The organism is Bacillus cereus group sp. BceL220, assembly GCF_051776965.1.
In the GTDB taxonomy this organism is placed as follows: domain Bacteria; phylum Bacillota; class Bacilli; order Bacillales; family Bacillaceae_G; genus Bacillus_A; species Bacillus_A cereus.
In genome coordinates this window covers 521342-540586 of the sequence record NZ_JBPWBC010000002.1, presented here as the reverse complement: position 1 = coordinate 540586, position 19245 = coordinate 521342, and the positions used below count along the sequence as shown (strand labels likewise).

Here is a 19245-nt window from a genome sequence, read left to right as displayed (position 1 = left end):
CTATCCAATAATAATCCGCTCTTTCGGGTATTTATAGCGAGGTGGTTGTTCCCTTCCACCACTAGCTAAAATAAATGTTAAAATACCAACGCGTCCGATAAACATAAGCACAATGAGTACAAGTTTCCCAACAGTTGTTAAATCAGGCGTAACACCTGTTGATAGTCCCGTCGTTCCGAAAGCAGAACAAACTTCAACAATTAAGCTCATAAGCGGTACATTTTCCGTAATAGATAAAATGAATAGCGCAGTAGCACATAACAAAATCCCCATCGTCATAACGACAGATGCTTTTAGTACATCCTCTTCATGTAGCTGACGTTTGAAGACTCTAACTGTTCTACCGCCCCTTGCAAAGGTGTATAGTGACAATATACTAACAGCAAATGTAGTTGTACGTATTCCGCCCCCAACCGAACTGGGAGATGCCCCTATAAACATTAATATACTCATAAATAAAAGCGTCGGTTGTGACAATTCACGTATATCCATCGTAGCAAGTCCACCACTTCGCGTCGTCACAGATTGGAATAATGTATAAAATACCGTTTCATGCCATGACTTTCCTACTAAAAAGTGATTTCTCTCCAGTAAAAAAATCATAATTGTACCAACAACAACGAGTGCAAAAAATGTTGTTGTCGTCAATTTTGTAAATAATGAAAAACGAAATAATTGTTGTCCTCTTTTACTAAGGAATTGTTTCACTTCCATTAGCACAGGGAAACCAATCGCTCCTAAAATAATTAGTAACATATGAATCATTTGAACAATATAATCTTTTTTATACGGAATTAACGATTGTCCTGTTAAATCAAATCCACCGTTCGTAGTCGCACTAACTGCTGCAAAGAAACCGTGAAAATAAGCTTCTTGCCAAGTCGGAAAGTAAAGTAAAAATCTTGTACCTAATAGGATTGCTCCAATAAGTTCTATCGAAATAATTACAATTAAAATAGAACGCATCAATTCTACAAGACCCGATAAATTTCCTTGATTATGGTCTGCCATAATTAATCTTCTTCTTTGCAAACCAATCTTTTTCCCCGTAATGATCCAAACAAATGTACCAAGCGCCATAATTCCTAAGCCGCCTAATTGTAAAATAAGGGCTAAAACAATAATTCCTGCTGTAGTAAACGTATCTGAAATCGTAATAACAGACAGCCCCGTAACACTTACCGCACTAACCGATGTAAAAAGGGCATCTATAAATGTCCATTTCACACCAGGTTTCGTAACAAACGGTAAACTAAGCAAGATTACCGATACAACTACTGCTAATAAATAAAATAAAACAATGAGTTGTACTGGACGTAATTTTTGTAAAAACTTTTTTATATCTCTCATTCCATCACTTCGCTACCTTTTTTCTATCGATTAAATAAAGAAAAATCTTCCCTTTCTTTATTTGTAAATAACTGTTCAAATAATTTGGCAAAGACCATTCCATATACAGTTCCATTACCTCCATACGGCAATGCGTAAAATAAATTATGTATCTTTTCGTCTTCTTTTAAAATGGGGAGACCATCATGAGTACCACCAAATGCGGCTGCCCAATAGTAGTCTGCCTGTATATTTTTATACTGCGGGAACATCTCTTTTACAATATTAATAAGGATATCACGCTTATGCAATAATTTCGTATCACCGATTGTTTGAATTTGCATCGCTTCATCTAATCCGCCTACAATAATGCGGTTTCGATACGTTCGAAAATATAAGTAAGGCCGTTCCGTTTCCCAAATTAACGATCGCTCATGCCAGCCTTCAAACTGATCTATTTCATTTGTTACAATTGCATAAGAAGTTTCTACTGTTGTATTTTTTTCTTTCTTTCCAAAAAGCGCTTCATAACCTGTCGCCATAATAATATTCTTTGCTACAATTTGATTTCCTGTTTTCGTGTAACAAATTAAATCATTTTGGCGTTTTTTTATATGTATTGCCTCTGTATGTTCATATATATTAGCTCCTATTTGGTTTGCTTTATGCAAAAAACTATGCGCTAATAAATACGGATTCACCTCAGCATCACCTTGCGTATATAACGCTGCTTGTTTTGCAAAAGAATAACGTTTCTTAATATCAGCTTCTGTAAAATATTCAACTGGAAATCCATAATTCTGTAACGTATTATATTCCTCTTGTAAAAATGAGACATCCTCACTTTTACTTGCATAATATAAACTATTTCGCGGAATAAAATGGGGATCAATATCAAGAGTCGGTATAACCTCTTCCATTGTTCTTAGCGCTTCATAACAAAGCTTATATGCTCGTACCCCTTTTTCTTTACCAAATGTATGGATAAGGGAGGTTAACGATTTATCATGAAGGAATTGTAGTAAACCTGTATTAGCAGCTGTGCTACCACACCCAATTGCTCTTTTTTCAATAAGCGTAACACTCATGCCAATTTTCGCTAACGAATGCGCTATATGAGCACCAGCTTCGCCGCTTCCGACTACGAGCACATCACATATCATATCATTTTCTAACAGTGGATAACAAGGTACAGAAACTCCTGTATTCCAAAACAACTTACCGTTCATAAGTTTCATAATTATACTCCTAAAATATAAGTTTCTCCTTTCTATGTTTTGTTATTTTCCATAAAAAAATCCAACTAACATAGGCTAGTTGGATTTTTTATTTTTAATTAGAACGCTCTTCAAGCCAATTTCCAATCGTCGGATATGTTTGTTTTACAGCTGTTCCACCGTAAACGATAGACATATGCCCTGTCGGTAAACATACATATTGTTTATCTGTGCTAGAAATATGGTCTAGTAATGCTTCTACTTGACATGGCAAAGCGATATGATCACGTTTCCCGGAAATATTTAAGACATTCGCCTTAATATTTGCAAGGTCTACCTTTTGTCCGCGAATAACGAGTTCACCCTTAACCAGTTTATTATTTTGATAAAAATCACGAATCCACTGTCTGTATGATTCACCTGGGAACGGAATACCATCACCAACCCACTTTTGAACCAATCTCCAGCTTTCGACGAAGCGCTCATTCTCTGAACGATCTACTAAAGCAACATATGGACCGACAAAGTTCGTAATTGGTTTTAACATTTTGTTTCCGAAATCAATCATTTCTGGCGGAATATTTCCAAATGTATCAACCGCTTTATCTAAATTGAAGTATTTCTCATCTAACAAAGGACCATACAATCCTGTTTCAGAGAAATCAAAAGGACTTGTCATGAAAATTAAATTACGAATTGGCATGTGCGGATGAAGTGCTGCATAAATAGAAGTTAGCGTTCCACCCATGCAATAACCAAGTAAAGAAATCTCGTCCGATTTTGCAGTTCGCATTACTTTTTTTACTGCTTTTGCAATATAATCAAACACGAAATCATCAAATTTCAAATGACTATCTTCTAAACCAAATGTGCCCCAATCAAGCATATACACATCAAAACCACGATCCACTAGATATTCCACTAAACTATTTCCAGGAGTTAAATCCATAATATATGGTTTATTAATAAGAGCATATATTAACAGAATTGGAACTCTTTGTGTTTTTTCTTGTTTTGGAATGTAGCGATAAAGCTTCGTCTTATTCTTCGTCCAAATAACCTCTTTCGGCGTTAATCCTACTTGCGGCTCTGGTTCACGTAATAAAATTTCACTCGCCCTTTTCACTCGGCGGTATGCTTTTCGGTACTCTTCTGGGTATAGCTCTAATTGCTTTTCCCATTCTGTTGCGAATGTAGTCATTTTTTTATCTCCTTTTTGGTCGATTTCCTTCTAAAAAAAAGAAGTGCATTCCTGCTATGGATATGCACTTTTTTCTTACTTCATTACATATATAATCCGCCGTTAATGTTTAATTGCTGACCTGTGATATACGCACCGTCACGGCATAGGTATACTACACCTTTTGCAATTTCATCAGCTTGACCAAAACGTTTTTTCGGGATTTTTGCAACGATTTTTTGACGTACTTCTTCTGGCACTTCTGCTACCATTTCAGTATCAATAAATCCTGGGCAAATTGCATTTACAGTGACATTTGTTTTTGCAAGTTCTAACGCTAATGATTTTGTAAATCCTAACATACCCGCTTTTGCTGCTGAGTAGTTTGTTTGGCCAAATCCACCTGCTTGACCAATAATAGAAGAAATGCTAATAATTCTTCCTTCTTCCGCTTCCGTTATGTATGGAAGAACCGCGCTTGTCGTATTAAATACGCTACTTAAATTCACGTCAATTACGCGCTCCCAATCTTCACGATTTAACTTTTTGAATGTACGATCTCTTGTAATACCAGCATTATTAACAAGAATATCAACTTTACCAAAATGATTCACAGCTTCTTCTACAAGTCGGTTTGCATCTTCTACTTTTGAAACATCCGCTTGCACTGCATAAACGTCATGTCCGTCTTTTCCTAGTTCATTTACTAAGTTTTCAGCTGCTTCTTTACTGCTATTATAGTTAATAACAACTTTAGCGCCCTCTTGTGCTAAAGCTACTGTAATTGCTTTTCCAATCCCTTTTGCTCCACCTGTTACGATTGCTACTTTGCCATTTAATTGAACCATTTCTTTTCCCCCTTAAATGAATTTGTGAACGATTGTTATGAATCATTTTGGTACTCATACTGTAGAGTCCCTATATAATTATGTTTCGCCGTTTACATGTGAAAAGAGATTCTCCCTCTCTCTTTTTCCTGTTATAAACAAGCGCTTTTATCATTTTTTATTTTCCGGCTTATTCGCAGGCTTTATCTCTTCTTTTACAGGTACTTGTAGTTTAGCTAGTACTGCATTTTGCTTTTCTAGCAATTCTAAAATTTGATCTACTTTTGTTTCAAGCGTACGAATATCTTGTTTCACTTTTGTCACATCACGCTTTAATGTAGGAGCTTGTCCTAAAGAATCTACTTTCTCCTCTAGAAACTCCTCAATGTTATCTACTTTATTTTCTAAGTTAATAACAAGCGTAGCCACTCTTGCGATATCCTCTTTCGTCGGCACATTTACTTGTTCTAAATAGTTTTTTGTCGTATCATTTAATGCTTTTTGATAAAACAAATTCAAATCTAGAACGCTGCCCATCCAAGCAGAATATTCTTCTGTTTTAATTGTTTCATTGAGCGCTTTTCCCCAAAATGTTTCGGTTTGTTCATAAGCATTTTTCCATGCTTGTAGTGGATCGAATTTTTGATCAATCACTTTACCTACACTCCCTTTTTCTTTTTTGAAACAATTCAACCTATTCACTATTTTCTAATATTCTGAATAAAACTTCAAGTCTATATTTTATTTTTTTCTATTTTCTAACAAATGTGTTGACTTTAAAAACAGATAGGTGTAAATTGCACTTATAAGCAAAAAATTCCATCTAACTGATTCATGAGGTGATGCACAATCATGCTACAAAATGAACCAGAACAACGCGAAAGTTTGGAGAACAACCAAGCGAAACAACCAAACTCCATGCCAAAAAACTTCTTAGTTCCCTTCTTACTTCTCTGTCTAAAAGACTGGAGTCTTCATGGTTACAAACTTATTCAAATGCTAATGGATATCGGCTTTTCTTCTGTTGACCAAGGTAATGTTTATAGAACACTACGCAAATTAGAAAAAGAAAACCTTATTTCTTCTACTTGGGATACAAGCGATGGAGGGCCGGCAAAAAGAATTTATTCTTTAACTGAATATGGAGAGCAATATTTAACAACATGTGCGACTTCTTTTGAACATTATCAAAATATGTTGCGGACGTTTTTCACGTTATACACCAATGCATTCTTTCCATTTTCTACTTCTCCAGAAAAGGATGAAAAGGATTCTTCATCTTCACCTGGTGGTACAGCAGAGTAATCTGCGTTCACAATATGCAAAAAAACATTTGGGGGTCAAACAATGGAAACTAAACCATACGAATTAGTCGATGCATTTTGGAAAAACTGGTCTCAATCACTTTCCCTTTTTTCTTCAGCTGGGAAACAATTAGAGCAACTTACTTTAGAAACATTAAAACAACAACAAGACGCTTTGCATAAATTAACATCAGGAGTAGATGAACTAGAAAAAGAACTACAACAAATCACTGCTCAGTTCAATAACCAATATACAGATTACGTGAAACAATTAACTGGTAACTCCTTAAATGATCAAATTAACGAGTGGCAAGACAAGTGGAAAGAACTTTCTGCTCATATGCAGCAGCTGACTGTTTCTCCTACAAAAACATCTTTGTCAATTCTTACACAAACAAGCGGTCAATTTGAAGAAACAACAAAACAATTTATTGAGCAACAACAATTACAACGTGAAGAGGCTCAAAAACAGTTAGAGGGTTTTTTGGAAGAGTTCAAGTCAAAACAGTTGGAACTCGCAAAAAAGTTCGAGGAAAACTCAAAAAATCTATTTACTTCCATCAAGTAAGAAAAATGTGGGAGCTAACTGCAGCACAAACAAAACTCTTTCTTCCTCCTACTACATCAAGATGGCTAACATTTTTCGATATGGAAAAGAAGGAGGACAAAATGAATCCATTTCAAGAAGCACAAACTGTTCCGGAGCTTCGTTATGATGAGATTCAAGTCGGTGATCAAGCATCCCTTACAAAAACAATTACAGATGAAGATGTTATTAATTTTGCAAAATTGACTGGAGATGTGAATCCTATTCACATTTTAGATTCTTTTGCAAAAACGACAATGTTTAAAGAACGTATTGCTCACGGTATGCTCGTTTCGAGTTTTATTTCTACTATCCTTGGAACGAAACTCCCAGGCAAAAATACGATTTATTTATCCCAAAATGTTTCATTCCGTGCCCCTGTCAAAATCGGTGATACACTTCGCGTTGTGGCAGAGGTTATTAAGAAGCGTGACGATAAAAAAATCATTACGTTGCAAACAAACATATATAATCAATCAGATGATATTGTCGTGGAAGGAACAGCGACAATACTAAAAAAAGAGTAGCAAAGTTGCTACTCTTTTTTTCTATCCAAGAACTTCTAATCGCACCGATTACTTCCGCGTATGAGTATGTCATTTCCACATAAAATAACGTTACCAGTTTAGATAAGAACTTAGCTGAACTGGACTACTCATAAGGATGTGTATCAACATGGTAAAAACAAACAAATTATTAGTTCCAGGTGCAGAACAAGCGCTTGAACAATTTAAATATGAAATTGCACAAGAATTTGGTGTAAGCTTAGGTTCTAATACAGCATCTCGTTCTAACGGTTCAGTTGGCGGTGAAGTAACAAAACGTCTTGTTGCTTTAGCTCAACAACAATTACGTGGATAATTATATAACATATGGCTTAGAGGCAGATATTATCTGCCTCTTTCTATTTTCAACATACATAATAGTGCTTTTTCACATACTAATCAAAGCAAAACGAAAGGAGCAATATGTGACATGAAACGGATTAATATTAGCATGAGCCCTCCCCGCGTTCTTACTTTATCTTTTATTGTATTATCAGTTGTCGGCACATGCTTATTAAAACTGCCAATTGCTACGACAACGTCCATTTCATGGCTCGATGCCTTATTTACAACCGTTTCCGCTTGTACTGTTACTGGGCTTGGTGTTGTGGATACTGGAAAAGTGTTTACTTTATTTGGACAATGTGTCATTTTAACGCTTATACAAGTTGGCGGGCTTGGCATTATGAGCTTTGCGGTCTTAATTGCTATTATGCTCGGAAGAAAAATCGGTCTTCAAAACCGTATTTTATTACAACAAGCATTAAATCAAACGAATATCGGCGGCGTTATCCGTCTTGCCAAAGCATTATTTTTATTCTCTTTTACAGTCGAATGTATCGCTACTTTAATTCTTTCTTTTGAATGGGTACCCAAATATGGGGTTGCCAAAGGGATCTATTATAGTTTTTTCCATTCAATCTCAGCCTTTAACAATGCTGGTTTTTCTGTGTGGAGCGATAATTTAATGTCCCATTCTCATAGCATTCTTGTCAATTTCGTCATTTCCTCTCTCATCATTTTAGGTGGAATTGGTTTTACAGTAATTGTAGACATAAAAAGAAAGAAAAACTTTAAAAACCTTACACTACATTCAAAACTTATGCTCACTTCTACTCTAATCGTCAACATTATTGCTACCCTTTTTATTTTTATATTCGAGTTCCATAACTCCCTTTCTATGAGAGGTTTTACCCCATTTGAAGAAGGAATGGCCTCTTATTTTCAAGCAATTTCAACACGAACTGCCGGGTTTAATACTGTTGATATTTCTACATTGTCAAAACCTTCCCTCCTATTAATGATGCTCCTTATGTTTATTGGTGCTGGTAGTGCTTCAACGGGTGGTGGGATTAAGTTAACAACATTTTTAATCATATTTTTTGGCGTATTTAAATTTTTACAAGAACAAGAGGATATTGTCGTATTTAAAAAATCCATTAAAGATACTCTCATTGTCAAATCATTAACCATTACTATTATTTCCATTTCATTTATCTTTTTTGCTATTTTAATTTTGAGTATTACTGAGCGAGTTCCTCTATTGATGAGTGCTTTCGAAGTATTTTCAGCATTCGGGACTGTTGGCCTCAGTATGAACTTAACGCCCCACTTAACTATAATCGGAAAAGCTATTATTATCTTTATGATGTTTTTTGGGAAAATGGGGCCTTTAACATTGGCTTTTTCATTTGCTCGTAAAAAGAACCGGAAAATAAAATATCCTAATGAAGATATTTTAACAGGTTGACAACCGTATCAATTATCCATATAATGAGAATACAATAACATATCTCCAAAGGGGAGTAGCGTCCAAGAATATTTCTTGGAAACAAAGTCGTCATTACGTAGAACTTAGTTCTTCCGGCTTTGTTGGCATTTTTATTACATATGTCTAGCAAGACCTTTGCCTATTAACGGCAGAGGTCTTTTTTGTATTCATTTCCAAATTCTCCCAAAGTTAATAGGCAGGAGTATGGGGAAACTAAATAGTGGGGAAATTCTTCACTTATTTAGAACTTATAGAGATGAGAGGAGAATGTACATGGATGTATCATTATTATTGGAGTATGGTTGGGTATTACTCATCCTAATTGCACTTGAAGGGATTTTAGCGGCTGATAACGCTCTTGTTCTTGCAATTATGGTAAAACATTTACCAGAAGAAAAACGAAAGAAAGCACTATTTTACGGATTAGCGGGGGCATTTGTTTTCCGATTTGGATCGTTATTTATGATTTCGTTCTTAGTCGATGTATGGCAAGTGCAAGCAATCGGTGCCATCTACCTTATGTTTATCGCTGGTAATCACTTATTTAAAACATATGTTAAAAAGAATACAGATGAAGAAACAGAAGAAAAAGAAGCAAAGAAAAAACAAGAGAACTTCTGGTGGACTGTATTTAAAGTTGAAGTTGCTGATATCGCCTTCGCAGTTGATTCAATTTTAGCTGCGGTTGCACTAGCAATGACTTTACCAAAAACAGGATTAGGTACAATTGGTAGTCTAGATACTGGGCAATTCGTTGTTATCTTTGTAGGTGGACTTATCGGATTAATCATTATGCGATTTGCAGCAACTGCATTCGTGCAAATCTTAAAACGTAAACCAGGACTTGAAACTGCAGCATTCTTAATTGTAGGTTGGGTTGGTGTGAAGCTAGCAGTTTATACATTAGCACACCCTGCATTAAATGTAATTCCACATTCATTCCCAGAATCCACTCTGTGGAAGCTTACATTCTGGATTGTATTAGTCGGAATCGCAGTTGGTGGTTGGTTCTTCTCAAAAGAAGTAGAAGTAAAAGTAGAAAAGAATTTAGACGAAAAAGCGCTGTAATTACAGCGCTTTTTCTTTTTCCTTTCTTCCTCTCAATGTCCAGAAAAAATTCCATTATACTACCTTTTGTAAACGTTTTCTTAACGTATGTATGTCCTTTTTGTGAAACATTGCACAAACTTATTGAAAGTGAGAACAATTCCATGTACTTTATTCATATAAGGAGTATTTATAGAAGATTTACTAAAGGAGCGTATTACTCATGCTAGAACAAGGACTAGATTATGTTGTCAAACTGGCTAAAAGCAAAAAGAAAATGCTAGATACAAACCCAATGCAATATTTCATTCGTGCTGCACTTGCGGGTATTTATATCGGTTTTATTATTGTACTATGTTTTAAATTAGGTAACTTTTTTCACATTGCAGATTCACCAGCAACTTATTTAGCTGCTTCTATGTTTTTCGGGATTGCTCTCGTACTTATTATATATGGCGGTGCTGAATTGTTTACTGGAAACACAATGTACTTTACTGTAGCAACTTTAAGAAAAGAAACAACGATTTCTGATACACTTCGTAACTGGGTTGCTTGTTATGCAGGTAACTTAGCCGGCGCGTTATTCTTTGCCTTACTATTTTACGCAACTGGAATTTTTGAAGCAATTGATCACGGTCACCTAATGAATAAAGTCGTTGAAGGAAAGATGAACACACCTACAATGCAGTTATTCTTTAAAGCCATTTTATGTAACTGGCTCGTATGTCTTGCTTGCTTCTTACCATCTCAGGTTAAAGGCGACACGGCAAAAATAATGGTCATGATGCTACTTGTTTTCACATTCTTCTTATCTGGTTACGAACATAGTATTGCAAACTTGTCACTCTTTGCTTTATCTTTAGTTTCACCACATCCTGAGACAATTTCTTTTTCAGGTGCTATTCATAACTTAATTCCTGTTACAATCGGTAACATTATTGGCGGATCAGTATTTGTCGGTATGGTATACCACTACTTAACAAAAAAAACACCTGAAGTTCAACAGGAAGAAACTGAAATCGCAGCAGCTCAACAAGAAGAGATTATTCCTTTACAAGCACATATGAAACATTAAAAACTCCAAAGTTTTACTTTGGAGTTTTTAGCTTCCCACGTATTTAACAACAAGGTGAGGATTAATTTCTCCTTCTTCCTTTCCCTTATCCATTCTCTGTTTCATCTTGTGCATACCGATGACATCATTCGTATGAAGGTGAATTTCATTTACATATAACCCATCTGTACAAAAAGCTTCTACAAAATCCAGTCCATTTTTTGCTCCCCACCCCATATTAAAATCAAGGGAAAGAATATTCACATCATAATCCCGAACCATTTGCAAAGCACATTCTACTGTAGTTGCGGGCACATACCCGAACGGGCAACTTCTTTGATCATCCATATATACGTTCATTTTCTATTCCCTCTCTAATTTGAATATGCGGCCAATACATAACATATTGCCCCAAGACTAATAAAAGGACCAAATGGAATTGGTTTTCGTACTTCTATACGTTTTAATACGATACCCACCCCAAAGAAACAAAGACTGAAACAAGATGCTAAAAATAAAATGATAAAAACGCCTTTCACTCCTACTATAAACCCAAGTAATGAAAGTAGTTTTATATCACCTCCGCCAAGCCCTTCTGGATATATCTTTTGCATGCAATATAACAAAATGAATATAACACCACTACCAACTATACTATCTGTCCAAGTAACTAATTGTACAAAAACACTTTCAAGAATGAGTAAAACGGCAAACGAAATTAAAATACAATCAGGAATTAACATATATAAGTAATCTGTAACTGAAATAATAAGAAGTAGCGAAAAAAGGGATAAAATGATAATAAGCTCTCGTTCTATTCCAATCATATACACGGTAAGAAGAAATATACTTCCTGTTATACATTCAAATGCTACATACATAATTGGAATTTTCCTCTTACAATTCGTACAACAGCCTCTTTGTATATAAAATGAAATGATGGGGATTAGTTCTTTTGGCCTTAGCACATATTTGCAATAATAACAATGTGAACGCGGGGTAATAATAGACGCACCTAATGGAACCCTCATCGCAACTAGCATAAAAAAAGAACCAAACACCATCCCTGCTAACAGTGCATATAAATAAGTGAACATCCCTTCCTCTCCTTTCCCAAAAAACATAGCAAAAAAAGGAGAGAACTTCTACTTCATATTATCCTTTATTCTACTAAAAAGCAGGCCATTTTCTGGCCTGCTTTCCCCTCTTTTATACGATAAAATATACTGCTTTTAATGGTCCATGTACTCCGACAACAAGATTCATCTCAATGTCAGCCGAGTTACTTGGCCCTGTAATAAAGTTAATACAAGATGCCGCTGTCTCCCCATTTTCTACGCGTAAGTTCATATCCTGAACTGCTTGTGTAATACGAGGCACAAGTGTTTCACGTGGAATAATAGCAAAATATACAGTCGGTAAAAAGTGTAAAGAACGTCCTTGCCCTTTATGACTTTGTACAACAATTGTACCAGATTCAGCTAATGTATAATCACTAAATGCAATACCAATATTCGCTTTTTCAGCTAAACGCATATTTTCGTCTTTTCTCTCTGGATCCCATACGTTTACTTCAACGTCTCGCTTTGGAAGTTCTTCTTTAAATAAAGATGTTAAACCATATGCATCAAAACGCTCATCTGCTGATAATAAAATAGGTCCACCGCCGTTTTCCATGATTACTTTTTGAAGGTCTTCACCTAATCGGTCATTTGTCGTTTCTACTACAGTTGTATGAATGTTTGTACATTGCTTTTTAAACACTTCTAGTAATTCTTCTTGTGAACAATCTTTTAACGTTTCTATATTCACATTACTTTTCCATACTGGTCGCTCTACACCTTCTGTTTTACGCGCGCGCCCAAGTTCTTTTGCAATGTTATCTAGAAAGGCATCACGGTTTTGAATTAATCCTGTCATTATTTATCCCCGCCTTTCTTATGATCTTTATACCAATCACGGAATCGCTCTTTACTTGGAGCTGGGAATTCCCGAATATCCGTCCAGTTTTTAAGTGGTCCAACACCTTTTGATACACGATTACCAGATGTAAATGGACTCATTGCCGCTGGTGCCATTTTTGATCCCATTTTATATAAAGCAGCTGAAGAAGCACCCATACTAAACATTTTCATCGCTAGTTTTTCTGCAAGTGGTGCACGACCTTCTTGCTCAACAATAACTTGACGATGTTTTAATAATAAATCATGCAATGGAATTTTTACTGGACAAGCTTCTGTACATGCTCCGCATAAACTAGATGCATAAGGAAGCTCTTTGTAATCATCATATCCACCTAGAAGCGGTGTTAATACCGCACCGATTGGTCCTGAGTAAATCGATCCATATGAATGTCCACCAACGTGACGATATACAGGACATACATTAACACAAGCAGCGCAACGAATACATTGTAATACTGAACGGAATTCAGATCCCAGAATTTGAGAGCGACCATTATCAACAACAACTAAATGGAATTCTTCAGGTCCATCAACTTCCTCTTCTTGAATTGGTCCTGCTACTGTTACATAACTTGTTAATTTTTGACCTACTGCACTACGACATAGTAAACCAACTAAAACATCTAATTCTTCCATTGTCGGAACCATACGTTCCATACCCATTACCGCAATTTGTGTTTTCGGAATTGACATAACAAGATCTGCATTACCTTCATTCGTTACTAAACAAAGAGAGCCAGTATTTGCAACAGCAAAATTACAACCAGTTACACCAATTTCTGCATCCATAAATTTCTCACGAAGTTGTTTACGAACAAACTTTGTCATTTCATACGGGTCATCAGAATTTTCATAGCCTAGCTTTTCTTTAAATACATCGCGAATTTGCGTTCTATTTTTATGAAGTGCAGGTGCAATAATATGTGAAGGTGGATCGTTATCTACTTGCAAGATATACTCTCCTAAGTCACTCTCTAACACTTCACAGCCAATCTCTTCAAGCGCATGATTCATACTGATTTCTTCTGTTACCATCGACTTTGATTTTACTACTTTTTTCGCTTGTTTCTTTTTGGCAACGTCTTGAATATACTTTGCTGCTTCCTCTTTCGTCTTCGCAAAGTACACGTGTCCGCCTCTTTTTGATACATTTTCACTTAACTGCATTAAATAATAATCAAGATTTTCTAACGTATGTTGACGAATTTGTTCACCTAGTTCTCGCCACTCTTCCCAGTTTCCTAATTCATCTGCGGCTTTTAAGCGATTCGTATATAAACGCGTTTGTGCAGAAGAAACTGCTCCGCGCATAAACGAATCTTGAATTCCATCACCAACGCGATCATTAAATTTTTTCTCACTGATTTTCATAGACATAGCTTATGTTCCCCCTTCATGAGCGACTATTCAGTACCTCAGCAATATGCATTACTTTTACTTCTTTTCCTAAACGCTCAATACGTCCGCCAATGTTTAACAAACACCCACAATCTGCACCGATTAAATAATCTGCACCTGTTTCCATTACACTATCTACTTTTTCGTCTACCATTTGCTCAGAAATTGGAGTCATCTTAACTGAAAACGTTCCCCCAAACCCGCAACAATTTTGCACGTTTGGTAAATCTCTCACAGTTAATCCTTTTACATTTGATAATAAAATTCCTGGTGCTTCTTTTATTCCGAGCATACGTGTCATATGACATGATTTATGAATAGTAGCTATCCCTGGTAAACTTGCACCAACATCTGTAACTTTTAAAACATCTACAATAAACTGTGTAAATTCATAGGTTTTATCAGCAACTTTTTGTGCACGTTTAGCCCACTTTGGATCATCTTTGAAAACATGCGGATACTCATGAAACATTGTCGCACACGAACCAGATGGCGTAACGATATATTCTGCATCTTCGAAAGTTTCAATCATATGTTTCATCGCTTCTTTTGCTGCTTCTACATGGCCACTATTATAAGCAGGCTGGCCACAACAAACTTGTGCTTCTGGAAATTCAATTTCACAACCTAAACGCTCCAACACTTCAACTGTTGCTTTGCCGACATTTGTTTCGAACATATCGACTAAACAAGTAACAAATAAAGTAACTTTCATAACTATTACTCCCCCTTTTTACAACTTCGCCAACAAACATATGGTCATCAGATGACTGAGTAGAGAAGAAATAGGCTCAACCATGGCCTATCCTCTCCCTCTTCTAAAGAAAACGCTTACTTAATATTTCTCTATTTTATCAGAAAATTAAATTTTTAAAAGATTAAATTACGAATTTATATCGTTTTTACCTGTGACAATATGTTCTACATTTGTTAAATGATCTAGCATTGCTTGCTGCGCTAATTCTACATCTTGTTTTAACACCGCATCATATATAACTTGATGCTCTTCTATAAGTCGTTCTGATGTCGTTTGTTCACCATATAAAATAATGCGTCTTGATTCACCAATCGTTTCAGCAATCATCTCTGAAACATGATTCATGAGTTCAAGCAAAATGTTATTATGCGAAGACTCTGCAATTCCCATATGGAATTGAAAATCGGCTTTTTCGCCAGCCTTTTCATCTCCAATGCTCTTTGCCATTTCATCTAACCAATGTTTCATATTTTGTAAATTATCTTCCGTACGTTTTGCCGCCGCTACTCGAACTGCCCCCACTTCAAGCACCTTTCGTACTTCTAATAAATTCAAAATATCTTCTTTCTTCATTAATAATCTATTGTTTAATGATTTCGTTAATGAAGAAGAATCGAAGTTCTTCACATATGTACCTTCTCCTTGTTTCATCTCAATTAAGCCCATCGCTCTTAGCGCACTTAGCGCTTCACGAACAGCAGATCTACCAACTTGAAACTGCTCAGCTAATTGATGCACAGGGAGTAGTTTGTCACCAGGTTTTAACGTACCATTTTTAATCATTGTTAAAATAGCTTCAGATACTTCTTCGTAAATTTTTTTCGGTTTAATAGATTTGTACTCCAGTTAAATCACCTCAGTATCTTCCAAACAACAATTGAAACGATTTATAAGAACTTTGCATCATAACTATTTTAGACCGAATTGATAAGAAGTACAAATGTTTTGTTCATAAAATAGTCAAATTTTCGATATTTATTACATATTAATTTATATTTTTACGTATAAAGTGAAACTTTAATCAGTAGGGGTTTTGTTCATCCCCCACTGATTATTAGCCCTCACCAATCGGGCTTTTACGGACAGCAGGGCCTCCACCTAACTTCTTTGCTTCCGTTGAATTTTGAGGTGAGGGTCTTACTGTCCGGCAAATAGCGGGATAAATATTTTCTTCAATATAAAGAACATGTCCTAAAAATTAGAACATGCCCCCCTCATCCTGTACATTCAGTTTAATAATAACCGTTGTTCCCTTATCTTTTTCACTTTCAATTTTCCAATGTCCACCATGTATATGAACAATTTGTTTCACAATAGCAAGGCCTAAACCTGTTCCACCGTGTTGACGACTTCTCGCTTTATCAACTCGGTAAAAGCGTTCCCCAAGATTCTCCAAATGCTCTATATCAATGCCAATTCCTGTATCTTTTATTTTCAATTCACAGTAATCATCGATTTGCTCTAAAGTTATAACGATATTTCCGTTTTGATTTGTATACCGTATCGCATTATCTAACACATTATGAAGCACTTGTTGCATACGATCCTCATCAATCATGACAATGATCTCTGGATTTAAATTGGTTGAAATATGAAGTTCCTTTTCTATAAACTTAATCTCATACGTATCTAATACGTCTTCAATCAGCTGTGAAAAAACGATAGGTTGCTTCTTTAACGGAAAGTGCTCACCTTCTAATTGTGCTAAGTCTAACAAGTCATGAACGAGACGCTGCATACGACCTGCTTCTTTATGAATTAGCTGCGTTACTTTTTCCTGCTGCGGTCCCTTGGCAACGCCATCTAAAATAGCCTCGCTATACCCTTTTATATAACTAAGTGGTGTTCTAAGTTCATGCGAAACATTTGCTAAAAATTCCTTACGCTTTACATCTTCTGTTTCTAATGAATTGGCCATTTTATTAAATGCTTTTCCTAGTCGTCCAATCTCATCCTCTGAAGAAACTGTAATCCGCTCCGAGAAATCTCCCGTAGCCAAATGATTTGCAACCCGTTCCATTTGCGAAAGTGGCTTCGTAATTGCAATTATAATTTTTCTTCCAACCCATATAGTAATTAAAATCATAGCAATTGCTAACGGTGCTAAAATAAGACCCATATCATAGATTAAATCTTTTATACTTTTTAAAGGAATATACGAATAGACAATTCCGACTAATTTTTTATTTTCCAATACAGGGATGACAACCCCCATAATATTACGGTCAAAATGTTCTTCATATCCTATTTTTGTCACAGTTTTCCCATCTAATAGCGTTTGCCTATCTCCTTCACTTATAAGGGAATGATGATGCACATCAAAAGGCAAACATGCACTTAAATCACGCGGATTAGACACGAAAATAACGTCTGAACTAGATATTTGATCAAACGATCTTACTTTCTCTTCAAAAGTTGATATTCCTTCGTGCTTATCATATTGGGCAGCAAGATTTTTTCCTTCCATTACTAATGAACCTTTTAAATTATCAACGTATAGTTTTTCATACGAGTATAAAGATACGAAATAAAGAAAGGACACTGTTACACATACTGCACATACTACTGTAAGCCAAAGTTTTTGTACCATTGTAAACATACGTTACACCTCGAATTTATAGCCTACACCCCAAACAGTTTGAATGTAGTTTCCACTTTCTCCAAGCTTCAAGCGCATCGTTTTCACGTGCGTATCTACTGTTCTTGTACTTCCGGCATAATCATATCCCCATACCTTTTCAAGTAATTGCTCCCGGCTAAATACTTGTCCTGTATGCTGGCAAAGAAAATATAGTAAATCAAACTCTTTTACAGTAAGAGAAATCGACTCACCATCCGCCTCGATTCTTCTACTTTTTTCATTGATAAGAATTGGTCCAAATTGAATCTCTTCTTGCTGTTCTTGTTTTGTATATCTTCTTAACACAGCTTCCATACGGGCAACTAATTCACCAGGACTAAACGGTTTTACAATATAGTCATCTGCTCCCATACGTAAACCGTTCACCCTATTCCACTCTTCACCTTTTGCGGTTAAAAATATAATCGGTACATCTGACGTTTTTCTAATTTCTTTACAAACTGAAAGTCCATCCATTTCTGGCATCATAATATCTAATACAACGAAATCATAATGATCCGTTTCTAGTTTTTTAAGAGCCTCTTTTCCATTCTCAGCTTCTCCCCACTCATATCCAAAGTTATCCAAATACATTCCAACAAGCTGCCTCATATCACTTTCATCATCTACAACTAGTACTCTATATTTATTCATTGTCCTTCCCTTCCCTCTCTATGAGTTGAAACGGTCCTTTTCCGACTTTAATTGTTTGTTTTATTTTCAAATTCTTCATATCCATAACGCACACTTCATCACTATCATAACTGGCTACATATCCTTCTGCTCCGCTCTCCAAAAATGCAAATGGATTTGATCCTACTTCTACAGAAGCTATTTCTTTATATGTGCTAATATCAAACTTTCTAAGTGTATTCGACCCATGACTTAATGCATATACGTACTTACTATCCTTCGTTATATTCACAGGCATAAATGGAGCATGTAAAGAACGTACCATTTCTCCATCCTGCAAAGAATATACTAACACTTTCTCATTTACTTGATTTCCATCACCATGTCCGCCAATCCATATTTCTTTCCCATCAGGACTAATCGTTGCTCCTGTTGATGCTGGTGGAATCATAAAGGATTGAACAACTTCTTTTTTCTTCGTATCAATTGTCGTTAGTTTCGTATCATAAAAGTTTAATACAGATAACCGATTATGATACTCTACCATCGTTATAGGTCCTTTGCCTGTTGAAACATTTCCTGTCTCTTTCCCATTTATCGTAAAGAACCTTACCTTTTGAACATTTTGATCGGCAGCAAATAATTGTTTTTTATCTTCTGATACGACCACATTTACAATGCCCTTTCCAGTTTTATATTTTCCCACTTGCCTTCCTTCCGTTAGTGAATATACATACATATATTCTAATTGCTTACCGTATACAAGTATTTCCTCACCATTTGGAAGCAGTGTGATTCCGGCCATTGGCTCATTTAGTTCCCATGTCGTGATTAACTTTTTATCTTTTTTATCAATAAAACTAATACTGCCTTCTTTTATATTCGTTGTTATAATAACATTTTTATCTTTAGCAATTGGTGTATACGAACTTCCTTGACACCCTACTAATAGAAATAAAAAACAGAGAAGAAAAACATACTTTCTCAAAAGATTCCCTCCATCTTCGGATGAT

Annotated in this window: 21 protein-coding genes and 1 riboswitch; of the genes, 7 read left to right on the top strand and 14 right to left on the bottom strand. The window is 35.7% G+C overall.

Translation table 11 applies throughout. The features are described 5' to 3' along the window. The 5 genes from ACS2FK_RS07645 to phaR form a co-directional block, all read right to left on the bottom strand. The gene (locus ACS2FK_RS07645) at positions 1-1350 is read right to left on the bottom strand and encodes a TrkH family potassium uptake protein (RefSeq protein WP_001204706.1); all 1350 of its coding nucleotides are present in this window, start codon (positions 1348-1350) and stop codon (positions 1-3) included. Positions 1351-1373: 23 nt separating this feature from the next. Then, a complete protein-coding gene (locus ACS2FK_RS07640; RefSeq protein ID WP_000772526.1) occupies positions 1374-2567 on the bottom strand; it encodes an NAD(P)/FAD-dependent oxidoreductase in 1194 nt (397 codons plus the stop codon). Between the two features lie 94 nt (positions 2568-2661). Then, a complete protein-coding gene (gene phaC, locus ACS2FK_RS07635) occupies positions 2662-3747 on the bottom strand; it encodes a class III poly(R)-hydroxyalkanoic acid synthase subunit PhaC (protein WP_000206336.1) in 1086 nt (361 codons plus the stop codon). Positions 3748-3830: 83 nt separating this feature from the next. Continuing rightward, positions 3831-4574, bottom strand: a complete 744-nt coding sequence (locus ACS2FK_RS07630) for an acetoacetyl-CoA reductase (RefSeq protein ID WP_000250407.1) — start codon at positions 4572-4574, stop codon at positions 3831-3833. Between the two features lie 150 nt (positions 4575-4724). Continuing rightward, complete coding sequence (gene phaR / locus ACS2FK_RS07625; RefSeq protein WP_000566941.1) at positions 4725-5207, bottom strand: polyhydroxyalkanoic acid synthase subunit PhaR; 483 nt, start codon at positions 5205-5207, stop codon at positions 4725-4727. A gap of 198 nt (positions 5208-5405) precedes the next feature. On the opposite strand from phaR, the gene phaQ reads away from it, so the two are divergent. The 7 genes from phaQ to ACS2FK_RS07590 all read left to right on the top strand — a co-directional run bounded on the left by phaQ (position 5406) and on the right by ACS2FK_RS07590 (position 10881). After that, positions 5406-5858 carry a poly-beta-hydroxybutyrate-responsive repressor gene (gene phaQ / locus ACS2FK_RS07620; RefSeq protein ID WP_000939954.1) on the top strand — a complete coding sequence of 151 codons (453 nt, stop codon included), beginning with the start codon at positions 5406-5408 and terminating at the stop codon, positions 5856-5858. 42 nt (positions 5859-5900) lie between these two features. Next, complete coding sequence (phaP, locus tag ACS2FK_RS07615) at positions 5901-6425, top strand: polyhydroxyalkanoic acid inclusion protein PhaP (RefSeq protein ID WP_000448592.1); 525 nt, start codon at positions 5901-5903, stop codon at positions 6423-6425. Between the two features lie 101 nt (positions 6426-6526). Then, a complete protein-coding gene (locus ACS2FK_RS07610; RefSeq protein WP_001067916.1) occupies positions 6527-6970 on the top strand; it encodes a MaoC family dehydratase in 444 nt (147 codons plus the stop codon). A 148-nt stretch (positions 6971-7118) separates the two neighbouring features. Then, positions 7119-7304 carry an alpha/beta-type small acid-soluble spore protein gene (locus tag ACS2FK_RS07605; protein ID WP_000241212.1) on the top strand — a complete coding sequence of 62 codons (186 nt, stop codon included), beginning with the start codon at positions 7119-7121 and terminating at the stop codon, positions 7302-7304. A gap of 114 nt (positions 7305-7418) precedes the next feature. Further along, on the top strand, positions 7419-8738 hold the full coding sequence (locus ACS2FK_RS07600) for a TrkH family potassium uptake protein (RefSeq protein ID WP_000822356.1): 1320 nt from the start codon (positions 7419-7421) through the stop codon (positions 8736-8738). Positions 8739-8776: 38 nt separating this feature from the next. Next, a riboswitch (yybP-ykoY riboswitch) is annotated at positions 8777-8942 on the top strand. 90 nt (positions 8943-9032) lie between these two features. Next, entirely contained in the window at positions 9033-9827 is a 795-nt protein-coding gene (locus tag ACS2FK_RS07595) for a TerC family protein (RefSeq protein WP_000383317.1), read from the top strand. Between the two features lie 202 nt (positions 9828-10029). Then, on the top strand, positions 10030-10881 hold the full coding sequence (locus tag ACS2FK_RS07590) for a formate/nitrite transporter family protein (protein ID WP_000893034.1): 852 nt from the start codon (positions 10030-10032) through the stop codon (positions 10879-10881). 27 nt (positions 10882-10908) lie between these two features. On the opposite strand, the gene ACS2FK_RS07585 is transcribed toward ACS2FK_RS07590, so the two are convergent. The 9 genes from ACS2FK_RS07585 to ACS2FK_RS07545 all read right to left on the bottom strand — a co-directional run bounded on the left by ACS2FK_RS07585 (position 10909) and on the right by ACS2FK_RS07545 (position 19220). Beyond that, positions 10909-11220 carry a cyclic-phosphate processing receiver domain-containing protein gene (locus tag ACS2FK_RS07585; protein WP_023521462.1) on the bottom strand — a complete coding sequence of 104 codons (312 nt, stop codon included), beginning with the start codon at positions 11218-11220 and terminating at the stop codon, positions 10909-10911. A gap of 14 nt (positions 11221-11234) precedes the next feature. Continuing rightward, positions 11235-11957: a prepilin peptidase gene (locus ACS2FK_RS07580; protein ID WP_000495719.1), complete on the bottom strand. Its 723-nt coding sequence runs from the start codon at positions 11955-11957 to the stop codon at positions 11235-11237. A gap of 112 nt (positions 11958-12069) precedes the next feature. Then, on the bottom strand, positions 12070-12780 hold the full coding sequence (locus ACS2FK_RS07575; RefSeq protein ID WP_000147182.1) for a LutC/YkgG family protein: 711 nt from the start codon (positions 12778-12780) through the stop codon (positions 12070-12072). After that, positions 12780-14201 carry a LutB/LldF family L-lactate oxidation iron-sulfur protein gene (locus ACS2FK_RS07570; RefSeq protein WP_000061930.1) on the bottom strand — a complete coding sequence of 474 codons (1422 nt, stop codon included), beginning with the start codon at positions 14199-14201 and terminating at the stop codon, positions 12780-12782. Before ACS2FK_RS07570 ends, ACS2FK_RS07575 begins: the two co-directional genes overlap by 1 nt. 16 nt (positions 14202-14217) lie before the next feature. Further along, entirely contained in the window at positions 14218-14937 is a 720-nt protein-coding gene (locus ACS2FK_RS07565) for a (Fe-S)-binding protein (protein WP_000869147.1), read from the bottom strand. A 168-nt stretch (positions 14938-15105) separates the two neighbouring features. Continuing rightward, the gene (locus tag ACS2FK_RS07560) at positions 15106-15795 is read right to left on the bottom strand and encodes a FadR/GntR family transcriptional regulator (RefSeq protein WP_254904515.1); all 690 of its coding nucleotides are present in this window, start codon (positions 15793-15795) and stop codon (positions 15106-15108) included. Positions 15796-16177: 382 nt separating this feature from the next. After that, complete coding sequence (locus ACS2FK_RS07555; protein WP_000494810.1) at positions 16178-17578, bottom strand: sensor histidine kinase; 1401 nt, start codon at positions 17576-17578, stop codon at positions 16178-16180. A gap of 3 nt (positions 17579-17581) precedes the next feature. Beyond that, positions 17582-18253 carry a response regulator transcription factor gene (locus ACS2FK_RS07550; protein ID WP_001046397.1) on the bottom strand — a complete coding sequence of 224 codons (672 nt, stop codon included), beginning with the start codon at positions 18251-18253 and terminating at the stop codon, positions 17582-17584. Further along, entirely contained in the window at positions 18246-19220 is a 975-nt protein-coding gene (locus ACS2FK_RS07545) for a YncE family protein (protein ID WP_001234156.1), read from the bottom strand. Before ACS2FK_RS07545 ends, ACS2FK_RS07550 begins: the two co-directional genes overlap by 8 nt. Positions 19221-19245 lie beyond the last annotated feature (25 nt).

Excerpts from the sequence above, each read along its gene's own strand:
- ACS2FK_RS07645 (WP_001204706.1), bottom strand. The coding sequence starts at position 1,350 with ATGAGAGATATAAAAAAGTTTTTACAAAAATTACGTCCAGTACAACTC.
- ACS2FK_RS07640 (WP_000772526.1), bottom strand. The coding sequence starts at position 2,567 with ATGAAACTTATGAACGGTAAGTTGTTTTGGAATACAGGAGTTTCTGTA.
- phaC (WP_000206336.1), bottom strand. The coding sequence starts at position 3,747 with ATGACTACATTCGCAACAGAATGGGAAAAGCAATTAGAGCTATACCCA.
- ACS2FK_RS07630 (WP_000250407.1), bottom strand. The coding sequence starts at position 4,574 with ATGGTTCAATTAAATGGCAAAGTAGCAATCGTAACAGGTGGAGCAAAA.
- phaQ (WP_000939954.1), top strand. The coding sequence starts at position 5,406 with ATGCTACAAAATGAACCAGAACAACGCGAAAGTTTGGAGAACAACCAA.
- phaP (WP_000448592.1), top strand. The coding sequence starts at position 5,901 with ATGGAAACTAAACCATACGAATTAGTCGATGCATTTTGGAAAAACTGG.
- ACS2FK_RS07610 (WP_001067916.1), top strand. The coding sequence starts at position 6,527 with ATGAATCCATTTCAAGAAGCACAAACTGTTCCGGAGCTTCGTTATGAT.
- ACS2FK_RS07605 (WP_000241212.1), top strand. The coding sequence starts at position 7,119 with ATGGTAAAAACAAACAAATTATTAGTTCCAGGTGCAGAACAAGCGCTT.
- ACS2FK_RS07600 (WP_000822356.1), top strand. The coding sequence starts at position 7,419 with ATGAAACGGATTAATATTAGCATGAGCCCTCCCCGCGTTCTTACTTTA.
- ACS2FK_RS07595 (WP_000383317.1), top strand. The coding sequence starts at position 9,033 with ATGGATGTATCATTATTATTGGAGTATGGTTGGGTATTACTCATCCTA.
- ACS2FK_RS07590 (WP_000893034.1), top strand. The coding sequence starts at position 10,030 with ATGCTAGAACAAGGACTAGATTATGTTGTCAAACTGGCTAAAAGCAAA.
- ACS2FK_RS07585 (WP_023521462.1), bottom strand. The coding sequence starts at position 11,220 with ATGAACGTATATATGGATGATCAAAGAAGTTGCCCGTTCGGGTATGTG.
- ACS2FK_RS07580 (WP_000495719.1), bottom strand. The coding sequence starts at position 11,957 with ATGTTCACTTATTTATATGCACTGTTAGCAGGGATGGTGTTTGGTTCT.
- ACS2FK_RS07575 (WP_000147182.1), bottom strand. The coding sequence starts at position 12,780 with ATGACAGGATTAATTCAAAACCGTGATGCCTTTCTAGATAACATTGCA.
- ACS2FK_RS07570 (WP_000061930.1), bottom strand. The coding sequence starts at position 14,201 with ATGTCTATGAAAATCAGTGAGAAAAAATTTAATGATCGCGTTGGTGAT.
- ACS2FK_RS07565 (WP_000869147.1), bottom strand. The coding sequence starts at position 14,937 with ATGAAAGTTACTTTATTTGTTACTTGTTTAGTCGATATGTTCGAAACA.
- ACS2FK_RS07555 (WP_000494810.1), bottom strand. The coding sequence starts at position 17,578 with ATGTTTACAATGGTACAAAAACTTTGGCTTACAGTAGTATGTGCAGTA.
- ACS2FK_RS07550 (WP_001046397.1), bottom strand. The coding sequence starts at position 18,253 with ATGAATAAATATAGAGTACTAGTTGTAGATGATGAAAGTGATATGAGG.